Source organism: Mesorhizobium sp. B2-5-3, from assembly GCF_006441005.1.
GTDB lineage: Bacteria > Pseudomonadota > Alphaproteobacteria > Rhizobiales > Rhizobiaceae > Mesorhizobium.
In genome coordinates this window covers 152,803-164,808 of record NZ_VFUS01000001.1, presented here as the reverse complement: position 1 = coordinate 164,808, position 12,006 = coordinate 152,803, and the positions used below count along the sequence as shown (strand labels likewise).

General features: G+C 64.0%; 12 protein-coding genes. 8 read left to right on the top strand and 4 right to left on the bottom strand.

Features of this window, described 5'->3' with window-relative positions; all coding sequences use genetic code 11:
- Positions 1-29 precede the first annotated feature (29 nt).
- The 4 genes from thiB (at position 30) to FJ867_RS00830 (ending at position 5,382) form a co-directional block, all read left to right on the top strand.
- The gene (gene thiB, locus FJ867_RS00850; protein WP_140816273.1) at positions 30-1,028 is read left to right on the top strand and encodes a thiamine ABC transporter substrate binding subunit; all 999 of its coding nucleotides are present in this window, start codon (positions 30-32) and stop codon (positions 1,026-1,028) included.
- Positions 1,029-1,265: 237 nt separating this feature from the next.
- On the top strand, positions 1,266-2,879 hold the full coding sequence (gene thiP, locus FJ867_RS00840) for a thiamine/thiamine pyrophosphate ABC transporter permease (RefSeq protein WP_140816271.1): 1,614 nt from the start codon (positions 1,266-1,268) through the stop codon (positions 2,877-2,879).
- Positions 2,879-3,661 (top strand): thiamine ABC transporter ATP-binding protein, encoded by a 783-nt coding sequence (gene thiQ / locus FJ867_RS00835; RefSeq protein ID WP_140627990.1) that lies wholly within the window; start codon positions 2,879-2,881, stop codon positions 3,659-3,661. Before thiP ends, thiQ begins: the two co-directional genes overlap by 1 nt.
- A gap of 257 nt (positions 3,662-3,918) precedes the next feature.
- Positions 3,919-5,382, top strand: coding sequence for a M48 family metalloprotease (locus FJ867_RS00830; protein WP_140493312.1), 1,464 nt, complete (start codon positions 3,919-3,921; stop codon positions 5,380-5,382).
- Between the two features lie 72 nt (positions 5,383-5,454).
- Here FJ867_RS00830 and FJ867_RS00825 read toward each other — a convergent pair whose 3' ends face one another.
- Complete coding sequence (locus FJ867_RS00825) at positions 5,455-6,321, bottom strand: RNA polymerase factor sigma-32 (RefSeq protein ID WP_140493315.1); 867 nt, start codon at positions 6,319-6,321, stop codon at positions 5,455-5,457.
- 320 nt (positions 6,322-6,641) lie between these two features.
- Between FJ867_RS00825 and FJ867_RS00820 the strand changes: the two genes are divergently transcribed.
- The 4 genes from FJ867_RS00820 (at position 6,642) to FJ867_RS00805 (ending at position 10,012) form a co-directional block, all read left to right on the top strand.
- Entirely contained in the window at positions 6,642-7,415 is a 774-nt protein-coding gene (locus FJ867_RS00820; protein ID WP_140493318.1) for an amino acid ABC transporter substrate-binding protein, read from the top strand.
- A 105-nt stretch (positions 7,416-7,520) separates the two neighbouring features.
- Positions 7,521-8,201: an ABC transporter permease subunit gene (locus tag FJ867_RS00815; protein WP_140493321.1), complete on the top strand. Its 681-nt coding sequence runs from the start codon at positions 7,521-7,523 to the stop codon at positions 8,199-8,201.
- A complete protein-coding gene (locus FJ867_RS00810) occupies positions 8,198-8,989 on the top strand; it encodes an amino acid ABC transporter ATP-binding protein (protein ID WP_140816269.1) in 792 nt (263 codons plus the stop codon). Before FJ867_RS00815 ends, FJ867_RS00810 begins: the two co-directional genes overlap by 4 nt.
- 111 nt (positions 8,990-9,100) lie before the next feature.
- A complete protein-coding gene (locus FJ867_RS00805) occupies positions 9,101-10,012 on the top strand; it encodes a patatin-like phospholipase family protein (RefSeq protein WP_140816267.1) in 912 nt (303 codons plus the stop codon).
- A gap of 102 nt (positions 10,013-10,114) precedes the next feature.
- Here FJ867_RS00805 and FJ867_RS00800 read toward each other — a convergent pair whose 3' ends face one another.
- The 3 genes from FJ867_RS00800 to FJ867_RS00790 all read right to left on the bottom strand — a co-directional run bounded on the left by FJ867_RS00800 (position 10,115) and on the right by FJ867_RS00790 (position 12,005).
- Complete coding sequence (locus tag FJ867_RS00800; RefSeq protein ID WP_006327799.1) at positions 10,115-10,696, bottom strand: CarD family transcriptional regulator; 582 nt, start codon at positions 10,694-10,696, stop codon at positions 10,115-10,117.
- A 367-nt stretch (positions 10,697-11,063) separates the two neighbouring features.
- Entirely contained in the window at positions 11,064-11,402 is a 339-nt protein-coding gene (gene fdxA, locus FJ867_RS00795; protein ID WP_140493333.1) for a ferredoxin FdxA, read from the bottom strand.
- Between the two features lie 207 nt (positions 11,403-11,609).
- Positions 11,610-12,005 carry an RNA-binding S4 domain-containing protein gene (locus tag FJ867_RS00790; RefSeq protein WP_224518929.1) on the bottom strand — a complete coding sequence of 132 codons (396 nt, stop codon included), beginning with the start codon at positions 12,003-12,005 and terminating at the stop codon, positions 11,610-11,612.
- Between the last annotated feature and the right edge of the window lies 1 nt (position 12,006).

Below are 12,006 nucleotides of genomic sequence, written 5' to 3'. Positions count from 1 at the left end.
TTCCTTTAACCCGAACGAAGGAGGCGCCGATGCGCACGCTTTTATACGCCCTTGTCTCTGCAATGGTCGTGGTTCTGTCCGGGCCGGCCTTAGCCAAGGACAAGCTCACCGTCTACACTTATGAGAGCTTTACCGCCGACTGGGGCCCCGGCCCGGTGGTGAAGAAGGAATTCGAGGCCGAATGCGGCTGCGATGTCGACTTCGTCTCGGTTGCCGACGGCGTCGCGCTGCTCAACCGCGTCAAGCTGGAAGGGGCCGCGACCAAGGCCGACATCGTGCTTGGCCTCGACACCAATCTCACCGCCGATGCCAAGGCCACTGGCGTGTTTGCGCCGCATGGCGCCGTGACCGGGCTCAATGTGCCGGGCGGCTGGAACGACGACATCTTTGTCCCGTACGACTATGGCTATTTCGCCGTCGTCTATGACACGCAGAAGCTGAAGACGCCGCCCAAGAGCCTGAAGGAATTGGTCGAGGGCAGTGCCGACGACAAGATCGTTATCCAGGATCCGCGCACCTCGACGCCGGGCCTCGGCCTGCTGTTGTGGGTGAAGTCGGTCTATGGCGACAAGGCGCCGGAGGCCTGGGCCAAGCTCAAGGCGAAGGTCTTGACCGTGACGCCGGGCTGGAGCGAGGCCTACGGCCTGTTCACCAAGGGCGAGGCGCCGATGGTGCTGTCCTACACGACCTCGCCCGCCTACCACATGGTTGCCGAGAACACCGAGCGCTACCAGGCCGCTTCCTTCGAGGAGGGCGAGTATCTGCAGATCGAGGTCGCCGGCATCACCACGACGGGAGCCAAAAATCCGCTGGCGGAAAAGTTCATCGCCTTCATGACCGGGCCGAAATTCCAGGATGCCATCCCCGAGACCAACTGGATGTTCCCGGCCGGCAAGACCGACAAGCCGCTCAATCCGGCCTTCGACAGACTGGTCAAACCGACCAAAACCTTGCTGTTCAGTCCCGAGGAGGTCGCGGCCAACCGCAAGGCATGGGTGGATGAATGGCTGGCGGTGATGAGCAAGTAGTTTGGTCGTATGATCGGATGATGAGTGCTCTACAGCGCCCCCCACTGTCCTGCCGGACATCTCCCCCACGAGGGGGGAGATTGGCCGTCACGACGGCTTTCGCCAATTGGCGACGTCACAGGAGAGGGTGGAGCGCTGAAGCAGCCAATCTCTCCCCAAGTGGGGGAGATGTCCGGCAGGACAGAGGGGGGCGCGAAGGAACGCGACGCTCGCTAAAGGTCCTTTGGGTGGCGCAGCGTGCAGCGCGCGTCTGACCCCCGCATCTCCGCCGGTATCCTCGCGCTTGCGGCGATCGGGCTCCTGATCGGCGGCGCGTTTGCGGGTCTTCTTTTCGAAGGCGCGAACGATTTCTCCGGAGCCTGGGCAGCCTTCGATCCTTATCTCCTGCGCGTCGTGCGCTTTACGTTGTGGCAGGCGGCGCTTTCGACGCTGTTGTCGGTGGCGCCGGCCCTGTTCGTGGCTCGCGCGCTGTCGCGGCATCCGCGCTTTCCCGGCCGCGGCTTCATCCTCCAGCTCTTCGCCCTGCCGTTGGCGCTGCCGGGGATCGTGGCGGCGCTCGGCATCCTGGCGCTCTATGGCCGCGCCGGCTATTTCGCCGGCTTTCTTGGTGCCGTCGGCGGTTACAATTGGCCGGGCATCTATGGCCTCTCCGGCATCCTCGTTGCTCATGTCTTCTTCAACCTGCCGCTGGCCACGCGGCTGTTCCTCGAAGCGCTGCAAACCATCCAAGCCGACCAATGGCGGCTGGCGAGCCAGCTCGGCATGGGTGCCGCACCGGCTTTCCGGCTGATCGAGTGGCCGACACTGCGCGCCGCTCTGCCGGGCGTCGCCGGCCTGGTGTTCATGCTCTGCATCACATCCTTCACGATCGTGCTGACGCTGGGCGGTGGCCCCGGCGCGACGACGCTGGAGGTCGGCATCTACCAGGCTCTGCGTTTCAATTTCGATCCCGCGCGGGCGGTGGCGCTGACGCTGCTGCAGATCGCGCTGACCTTTGTCGTGGTGCTGGCGTTGACGCGGCTCGGCGCCAACACCACCGGTGACGCCAATCTGCCGGTGGCGCCGCGCCGCTACGTCTCGGCCGGCAGGACCGAGGCCGCGCTGAATGCCGCGCTCGTCGTGCTGGCCCTTTTGTTCGTCGCCGGGCCGATGACGGCGACGGTGATGTCAGGCCTCGGCGCCGACCTCGGTCGTCTCGCCGGCGAAGCGGCGGTGCGGCAGGCGACGCTGACCAGCGCCGTGCTGGCTTTCCTGTCGGCGCTGCTGTCGGTTGCGCTGTCGCTTTCGCTCACCATGGCGCGCCGCGTGCTGGCCCTGAAGCGCCGCTCCGGTCCGCGGACCGTGCTCGAACACGCCACCGACACCGGTGCCGGCTTCGTCCTGGTCGTGCCGCCCATCGTCATCGGCGCCGGCTGGTTCCTTCTGCTGCGCCATGTCGGCGATGTCTTTGCCATAGCCCCGGTCATGGTCGTCACTGTCAATGCAGTCATGGCGATGCCTTTCGCCATCCGTGCCATCCGCCCCGCCTATGAAGCGGCGAGCGAGCGCCATGAGCGGCTCTGCGCGCTTCTGGGAATAGCGGGCTGGGCCCGGTTGCGGCTGGTCGACTGGCCCTCGCTGCGACGGCCGCTGGCCACCGCCTTCGCGTTTGCCATGGCGCTGTCGCTTGGCGATCTCGGCGTCATCGCATTGTTCGGCAGTGATTCCGTGCAGACCTTGCCCTACCTTCTCCTGGCGCGCATGGGCAGCTACCGCACCGAGGACGCCGCCGGCCTGGCGCTGCTGCTCGGTCTGGTCTGCCTTGCGCTTGTGGTGGCGGCGAGCGGGCTGGGAAGGGGAGAACGAGACTGATGGCTGCGGGCGCCACCAATGGTGCGACAAGGGGAGCCGAGGTGCGGCTGGACACGGTCTCGTTCAGCTACGGCGACGCGCCGCTCGTTTTCGATGTCGATTTCGCCGCGTCGAAAATTACCGCCATCATGGGGCCGAGCGGCTCGGGCAAGTCGACGCTGCTCAATCTGGTGGCGGGCTTCGAGACGCCGCAGGCTGGCCGCGTGCTGATCGGCGGCGCCGATGTCGGCGCGGCGCCGCCTTCGGCGCGGCCGGTGTCGATGGTGTTCCAGGAAAACAATCTTTTTGCCCATCTTTCGGTCGAAGAGAATGTCGGGCTCGGCCGCTCGCCCTCGCTGCGGCTGACCGAGGCCGACCGCGCTGACATCGCGGAGGCGATCGCGCGCACCGGCCTCGCGGGCAAGGAAAGACGCCTGCCGCGCGAACTTTCGGGAGGCGAACGCCAGCGTGTCGCATTGGCGCGCGTGCTGGTTCGCAACCGCCCGGTGCTTCTTCTGGACGAGCCTTTCGCTTCACTCGGACCGGCCTTGCGCGACGACATGCTCGATCTTGTCGCCGACGTGCATGCCGAGCGGGGCATGACGCTGCTGTTCGTCACGCATCAGCCACAGGACGCACGCCGTATTTGTGAGGAGGTGGTGTTCCTCGACAACGGCATGGTTGCCGCCAAGGGCAAGGCGGATGATTTCTTTGCCGGGGCTGGTCCTGAAGTTTTCCGGCGCTATGTTGGCACAAGCGCCTGGGAGGCTGGATCACGAGATATTGCCCGGAAGCGGACATAATTTACGCTCAAACCGGCTCCTGGCGACGGGGCGATTGCTTGCCATGACAGAGGTAGTGTGGCTAGGTCCGCCCTGTACCGGTCCGGTGCAGGGCGTGATTTGCCTGCAGCATCCGCCGCGCGTTGGTATGGCGTGGATGCTGTAATGCTTTGATTTGCGCATGAGCCCTTGCGAGGATCGCCCCGATTTTCGCGGGCATGCGCCAGACCCGAAAGGAAGCCGTTCTGCCGACCGGCACGGAAAGACCAAGAGGGAAAATGCTGGCGCGCTTTCTGGCGCTGGCCGGCTTTGTCGTGGCCCTGGCAAGCTGCCAGATGTTCACACCTCCGGAAGTCCAGGAATCCGGCTTCCAGCCTTCCGACAAACCGATCACGGTCGACAATGTCGCGGCCAATAACAAATTGGCCGAACTGGCCAAGGCGCAGCATCCACGCATCCTGGCGACCTATGGCGGCGAATATTCCGATCCCAAGCTCGAGCGCATGGTCGCCAAGGTCGTAGGCAGCCTGACGGTGGTGTCGGCCAACCCGACCCAGACCTATCGTATCACCATCCTCAATTCGCCCAACGTCAATGCCTTCGCACTGCCGGGCGGCTACCTCTACGTCACGCGCGGCCTGCTGGCGCTGGCCAATGATTCGGCCGAGCTCGCCGCCGTCATCGCGCATGAGATGGGCCACGTCACCGCCAACCACGGCCTGCAGCGCCAGCAGCTCGAGGCCGAGGAGGGGCTCGCCACCAAGGTTGTTTCCGACGTGCTCGGCGACAGCCCGACCGCCAAGGCGGCGCTGATCCGCGGCAAGCTGAGACTGGCGCAGTTTTCGCGCAACCAGGAACTGGAGGCCGACGCCATCGGCATCAAGTCGATCGGCGAAGCCGGCTACGATCCTTACGCCGCCGGCCGCTTCTTGCAGTCCATGTCGGCCTACACCGATTTCCGCTCGATCAGCGGCGCCACCGACGCCAGCCTCGATTTCCTGGCAACGCATCCCAATACGCCGCAGCGTATCGACCTTGCGCAACGCCATGCCCGCCAGTTCGGCCCGCCGGGCGTCGGCACCCGCGATCGCGACGCCTTCCTCGCCGGCATAGACGGCCTGCTCTACGGCGACACGCCCGAAGAAGGCTATGTGCGCGGCGAGACCTTTCTGCATCCGGGCCTGGGCGTGTCCTTCTCGGTGCCGGAGGGCTTCATCATCGACAATTCGGCCGCCGCCGTGACGGCGACCGGGCCGGGCGACATCGCGATCCGCTTCGACGGCGTGTCGATCGACAAGAACCGTGCGCTGACCGACTATATCAGGAGCGGCTGGGTGGCCGGTCTCGACGATGCGAGCGTCAGGCAGGAAACGATCAACGGCAACGAGGCAGCGACGGCGCATGCCGGCGCCGAAGGCTGGCAGTTCGATATCGCGGTAATCCGCGCCGGCGGCCAAGTCTACCGGCTGCTGACGGCGGCACCGTCCGCCAGCACGTCGCTCGACACCGTGGCGCGTTCCGTCAGCGGCTCGTTCCGCATTCTGAGTGCCGCCGAAAAGGCGGCACTCAAGCCGCTGCATATCCGCGTGGTAACCGTCCAGCCGGGGCAGACGATGGGTTCGCTTTCGGCGCAGATGGTCGGCGTCGACCGCAAACTCGACCTGTTCCGGGTGCTCAACGCGCTGTCGCCGGGGGCTGCGGTTTCGGCCGGCGACAAGGTCAAGATCGTCACCGACAAATAGCCGATAGTCGGCGCTGACCCGCTCTCTCGTTTTTGGGACGAGAAACTTCTAGGTAGTTTTCCTGGAATGGATTTAGGCGGCGGTGGCGAGGAATTCCGGGTTCTGCTTCACCAGCGCCACTTTCAGCTTTTCCATGGCGCGGGCCTCGATCTGGCGCACGCGTTCCTTGGAAATGCCAAGCGTCTCGCCGAGCGCTTCGAGCGTCGCGCCCTCGTCGCTCAGCCGACGCTCCTCGATGATGCGCAGCTCACGCGCGTTGAGTGCGGCAAGCGCCGCCTTCAGCCATATCGAGCGGCGTTCGATATCGATGGTGTCGCTGACGACCTCGTCGGGCAAGGGATCGTCCGACACGAGGAAGTCCATCCGCTCGGTCGCGCCCCCATCGTCGGCAAGCGGGACATTGAGGGAGGAGTCGGGCGCCGAGAGCCGCGAATCCATCAGCGCGACATCGGCTTCGGAGACGCCGAGGGCCGCTGAAACCTCGCGGTACAGCGTCCTGTTCGACAGCGGCTCCGCGGCGCCGTTCGCCAGCCGGGCGCGCAGGCGCCGCAGGTTGAAGAACAGAGCCTTTTGCGCCGAGCTGGTGCCGCCGCGCACGATCGACCAATTGCGCAGGATGTAGTCCTGCATCGAGGCCCGGATCCACCAGGTCGCATAGGTCGAAAACCGCACTTCGCGCTCCGGCTCGAAACGGGCCGCGGCCTCGAGCAGGCCGACATGGCCCTCCTGGACCAGATCGCCAAGCGGCAGGCCGTAATGACGGAATTTGGAGGCCATGGAAATGACCAGGCGCATATGCGCCACGGTGATGCTGTGCAGCGCGTTCTGGTCGTTGTCCTTTTTCCAGCGCAGCGCCAGCCGCAACTCCTCGTCGCGTTCGAGATAGGGAGCCCTCATTGCCGCGCGGACCATGATCCGTCCTGCCGTGTCTTCCATCATGAGGCACTCCCTGGCTCTGGCGATACGGATGTCATTTCGAAACCCGGCAGCCGCTCGACTTGAAATGACGGCGTCCTGCCCTACAACGAACGCAAAACGTGCCATGCGCGGGAAAGGTTCCGCCGCCGGCGGCGCGGCGTGGAAGCTGCGCGAAAAAACTCCGGGCGGGTTCGAGGCACCGCCAGAAACGTCAGTGGTAGAATCCGATTCCGAATAATAGATGTTTTTGAAATCTCATTCCTTATTTTTTCAACTCACATCTGTCAATTTCCAGCGCTCACACCATGCCGGATATCAGGCCAGGACGGGATCACAGAAAAATGAAATGGCTCAAGTCGCTCATCGTCGCCGGAACTTTGCAGGTTCTGGCTGTTACCGCAGGCTATGCCGGCGCCAATCTCGACCAGATCAAGCAGGCCGGCGTCATCAAGGTCGGCACGGAGGGCACCTACGCACCCTTTACCTATCATGATGCCGGCGGAGCGCTGGTCGGCTTCGATGTCGAAATCGCCAAGGCGATCGGAGACAAGCTCGGCGTGAAGGTAGAGTTCCTCGAGGGCAAATGGGACGGGCTGATCGCGGGCCTCGATGCCAATCGCTATGACGCGGTCATCAACGAAGTCGGCATCACCGACGCCCGCAAGGCGAAATACGATTTCTCCGACCCCTACATCGCCTCCAAGGCAGTGCTGATCGTGCGCGGCGACAACACCGACATCAAGAGCTTCGCCGATCTCAAGGGCAAGAAGTCGGCGCAGTCGCTGACTTCGAATTTCGGCAAGCTGGCCGAGGCCAACGGCGCCGAACTGGTCGGTACCGACGGGTTCGACCAGTCGATCCAGCTGCTTTTGACCGGCCGCGCCGACGCAACCATCAATGACAGCCTGTCCTTCCTCGATTTCAAGAAGCACAAGCCGGATGCCAATGTGAAGATCGCGGCCCAGGAAGAGAACGCCGACTATTCCGGCGTCATCGTTCGCAAGGGCGATCCGGAACTGGTTGCCGCGATCAACAAGGCGCTGGCCGACATCAAGGCGGACGGCACCTATCAGAAGATCGCAGACAAGTATTTCGGACAGGACGTTTCGAAGTAATTTACGGCCGGGCCGTTGGCCCGCGCGACATCGCCCGGCGGCGGACCGTTTTGACGGCCCGCCGCCTTTCGCGTGATATACGGCAGTCGCAAGAAGGAGCCTTTCGTGCCGCACTGGCTGCAACTCATGCTGGAATCGCTGCCTTCGCTGCTATGGGCCGCGTTGATCTTCACCGTACCGCTGACGCTCCTGTCCTTTGTGCTTGGCTTGAGCGTCGGTCTCGGAACCGCGCTGATCCGGCTCTTCGGGCCAATGCCCCTGGTCGCGGTGGCGCGCTTCTACGTGTGGATATTCCGCGGCACGCCGCTCCTGGTGCAGCTGTTCCTGATCTTCTACGGCCTGCCCTCGGCCGGCATCCTGCTTGACGCGTTTCCCGCGGCGTTGATCGGCTTCACGCTCAATATCGGCGCCTATTCGTCGGAAATCGTTCGCGCGGCGATAGGCGCGGTGCCAAAGGGGCAATGGGAGGCGGCCTATTCGATCGGCATGACCTGGAGCCAGGCGATGCGCCGCACCATCTTGCCGCAGGCTGGGCGCGTGGCGGTGCCGCCGCTCTCCAACACCTTCATCTCGCTGGTCAAGGACACGTCGCTGGCGGCGGCAATAACCGTGCCGGAAATGTTCCAGGCCGCGCAGCGCATCGTCGCCACTACCTATGAGCCGCTGATCCTCTATGTCGAGGCGGCGATCCTCTATCTGGCGATGAGTTCGGTGCTGTCGGCCTTGCAGACGCGGCTGGAGGCGCGGCTCAATCGCTATGGCGGGTTCCTGGAGGCGCGCTCGTGATCGAGCTTGCCAACATCGAAAAGCGCTTCGGCGACAATCTCGTGCTGAAGGGCGTGACGGTTGCCATTGCCGAAGGCAGCGTCACCGCGCTGGTCGGTCCTTCGGGTGGTGGCAAAAGTACGCTGCTGCGCTGCATCAACCTGCTTGAGATCCCAACTTCGGGCACAGTGCGTATCGGCGATCAGGCGCTGGAGTTCCATCCGGGAGCGAAGGTGGCGGCCCGGGACATTCAGCGGCTGCGGCTGCAGACCGGCATGGTGTTCCAGAACTTCCAGCTGTTCCCGCATCGCACCGCGATTGAGAACGTCATGGAAGGGCTGGTGACGGTGCTGAAGTGGCCGCAGGCACGGGCGCGCGAACGGGCGCTCGCGCTGCTGGAAAAGGTCGGCATGGCGCACAAGGTCGATGCCTGGCCGGCAACGCTGTCGGGCGGCCAGCAGCAGCGGGTAGCGATCGCCCGGGCGCTGGCGCCGTCGCCAAAGGTGCTGCTATGCGACGAGCCGACCTCCGCGCTCGACCCGGAACTGGCGCAGGAAGTCGTCGACGTGCTCGGCCGGCTCGCCAGCGAGGGGACGACGATGGTGATGGCCACGCACGATCTGCGGCTTGCTTCAAAGATCGCTCGTGAGGTGGTGTTCCTCGAGGCCGGCATTGTCATCGAAAAGGGCCCCGCGGCGGTGCTGTTCGGCAATCCGGAGCGCGAACGGACAAGGCGATTCATCGCGACGCTAAAGCAGGAAATGGCGGAGAAGGAGGGTGGGGGAGAAGGCGGTAATTTCTCGGCGTAGGCCTGCGCTACCCTTGCCCCCTGCCGGGCATTTCTCCTCGTGAGCCGGCCTCAGGCACGGTGTTTCTATTTCGATGGACGGCCGTGTCCATGCGCTGCAATAGTGGGGCCGATGGTTCGCAACGTTGCTCTTGTTCTCGGTGGTGGCGGGGCCGCCGGAAATGCCTGGCTGATCGGCATCATCGCGGGCCTCGCCGAAGCTGGTGTCGATCTGACGGAGGCCGCCGATCTGGTGATCGGAACCTCGGCAGGCGCCAATGCGGCAGTGCAGGTGCGCAGCGGCATACCGCCGGGCGAACTGTTGGCCGCGGTGCTGTCCCCGCTGCCGGTTCAACCGGCCGGACAGAGCCGCCAGCAACCGCCGTTCGCTTCGATGGATAGTGTGTTCGAGCGGATGCGTGCCATCTCCGCCGCCGCTATCTCGGCAGCCGATCTGCAACGGGCGATGGGGGCATTCGGTTTGGAGAGCGATGTCAAATTCGGACCGGAAGTGGCCAAACAGCGGCGCGCGCTGGTCGCCGCCAGATTGCCTCGCCATGAATGGCCGGAAAGGCCGATGATCTTGGTGGCCATCGACGCGCTTACCGGTGAACTGGCTGCGTTCGACCGCGATTCCGGCGTCGATCTGGTTGACGCGGCCACCGCGAGCACCGCGCTGCCCGGTGCGGGGCCCACGCACAGCATCAATGGCGTCCGCTACATCTCCGGTGGCGTGCGCTCCGCCGATAATGCCGACCTTGCCTCGGGCTATGCGAACGTGATCGTGCTCTCGCCGTTCAGCGGACGGAGCGGGCCGCTACCGGAAGGCCAGTTCGAGGGCCTGCGCAGACCGCCGGGCGCGGACCTTGCAAGCGAGGTCGAAGCCCTGCGCCAGCAGGGCAGCCGGGTGGTGGTGATCACGCCTGACGTCGATTCCCGCGCCGCAATGGGCACCAATCAGATGGATCTGGCGACCCGCATCCCCGCGGCCCGTGCCGGTTTCGCCCAAGGCAAGAAGGAAGCGACCCGCGTAACGTTCCTGTGACGATTGCACGCCGAGGGGCGTGCACTAACTTTCCAAATATTGCCTGCAACAAAAAACCCGGCGCAAGGCCGGGTTTTTCAAAAACTCAAAAGGCGCAAGGCCTCAGGCAGCTTCTTCCTGCTCGGCTTCCTCATTGTCGGCCTTGGCGCCGCGCTTAGGGCCCTTGTTGAGATTGACCTCGATCAAACGCACGGCTTCGGTTTCCGACATGCGGTTGACCGCGGCGATCTCACGGGCCATGCGGTCGAGCGCGGCCTCGTAGAGTTGGCGTTCGGAATAGGACTGCTCCGGCTGGTTGTCGGCCCGGTAGAGGTCGCGAACAACTTCCGAGATCGAGATCAGGTCGCCGGAATTGATCTTGGCATCATATTCCTGCGCGCGACGCGACCACATGGTGCGCTTGACGCGGGCGCGGCCTTGCACGACCTTCAGTGCGCGTTCGACATAATCCTCTTCCGACAGCTTGCGCATGCCGATCGAGGTTGCCTTGGCGACCGGCACCTTGAGGCGCATCTTGTCCTTCTGGAAATCGATGACGAACAGTTCCAGCTTGTGCCCGGCCACTTCCTGCTCGTCGATCGAGACGATCTGGCCGACACCATGCGCCGGATAGACGATGTACTCGCCGGTCTTGAAACCGTGACGTGCAGCGGTGGACTTCTTCTGCGGGGTGATCGTTGCCATTACGCCCTGAACTCCTTGTTGTGGGCCGGCGGCGGTGCCGGCTGAACTCGCGCGATCGGGTTACCGATCATTAGCCGCACAACAGATGAACCCACCGGAAAAGCCGGGACCGGCAAACCGCACGATTGCGATCGCCTGGCCCAGATCGCTCTGGTCCGATATGGGATTTTCACCTTTCAGTGATTTGGGGCGTTAGCGCCATAAATCGACGTTGTGTCACCGGCATGTTTCGCTCATGTAACACAAAAAGTCGGAAGAATCAAGGTTTTGCTGCATAAGCGAAGGCCACAGGTTCACGCCGCCTGTCAAGGCGGTTAATAGGCCGTACCTCTTACGCCGCGTCATGCCGGTTGAAACGGCAGCGCTGTCAGTCGCCTTCTCCGGGTTCAGCCGAGAAATATTTCTCGAACTTGCCGGCCTCGCCATCGAAGGCCTTGGCGTCGGCCGGCGGCTCCTTCTTGGCGGTGATATTAGGCCATTTCTCAGCGTATTCGGTGTTTATCTGCAGCCATTTGTCGAGGCCCGACTCAGTATCGGGCTTGATCGCGTCGGCGGGGCATTCCGGTTCGCAGACACCGCAGTCAATGCACTCGTCGGGATGGATGACGAGCATGTTCTCGCCCTCGTAGAAACAGTCGACCGGACAGACCTCGATGCAGTCCATATATTTGCATTTGATGCAATTGTCGGTCACGACATAGGTCATCGATCTGCTCCGGGACGTCCCGTTTTTGTTGGCTTTTTCCGTGAGGTAACGCCTTTGGCGCCCGCTTGCAAGGGCGGCCATTCCGGCCATGTCCGCATTGCCGGAATGGAATTCCAACGGGTCGGCAATGGCGGGCATCGGTCATGTGCTCGGACCGTTGTGTCGGCGGCGTGGAAGAACATACATGCTCCCTCCGTGCACCGGCGGTCAGTCGTCGCCAAGCAAGCGGTCGGTCTCGCGGCGCTCCTTCTTCGTCGGGCGGCCGCTTCCGGCCTCGCGCAGCCCTGGGATCGCGTCGGGAGGCGCCTCGCCCGTCGGTGCGGCAGGCGGCGACATGTCTTCGTAGAGCGTGCGTGCCTCCACGGCGGGGCCGCGCCGGCTTCCCGCATCGAGCACCTTCCAGATGAAGATGCGCCGCTCCAGCGTGATGGTCAGGACGTCGCCAGGCTTGACCAGGTCGGAGGCCTGCGCTGCTTTGTCGCGATTGATGCGCACCCGGCCGGCCACGACCAGTTTGGCGGCCAGCGAGCGCGATTTCACCGCGCGCGAGAAGAACAGCCATTTGTCGATACGCTGGCGGTCGGTGGCCATCGGGGCGACCATC

Excerpts from the sequence above, each read along its gene's own strand:
- thiB (WP_140816273.1), top strand. The coding sequence starts at position 30 with ATGCGCACGCTTTTATACGCCCTTGTCTCTGCAATGGTCGTGGTTCTG.
- thiQ (WP_140627990.1), top strand. The coding sequence starts at position 2,879 with ATGGCTGCGGGCGCCACCAATGGTGCGACAAGGGGAGCCGAGGTGCGG.
- FJ867_RS00830 (WP_140493312.1), top strand. The coding sequence starts at position 3,919 with ATGCTGGCGCGCTTTCTGGCGCTGGCCGGCTTTGTCGTGGCCCTGGCA.
- FJ867_RS00825 (WP_140493315.1), bottom strand. The coding sequence starts at position 6,321 with ATGATGGAAGACACGGCAGGACGGATCATGGTCCGCGCGGCAATGAGG.
- FJ867_RS00820 (WP_140493318.1), top strand. The coding sequence starts at position 6,642 with ATGAAATGGCTCAAGTCGCTCATCGTCGCCGGAACTTTGCAGGTTCTG.
- FJ867_RS00805 (WP_140816267.1), top strand. The coding sequence starts at position 9,101 with ATGGTTCGCAACGTTGCTCTTGTTCTCGGTGGTGGCGGGGCCGCCGGA.
- FJ867_RS00800 (WP_006327799.1), bottom strand. The coding sequence starts at position 10,696 with ATGGCAACGATCACCCCGCAGAAGAAGTCCACCGCTGCACGTCACGGT.
- fdxA (WP_140493333.1), bottom strand. The coding sequence starts at position 11,402 with ATGACCTATGTCGTGACCGACAATTGCATCAAATGCAAATATATGGAC.
- FJ867_RS00790 (WP_224518929.1), bottom strand. The coding sequence starts at position 12,005 with ATGGTCGCCCCGATGGCCACCGACCGCCAGCGTATCGACAAATGGCTG.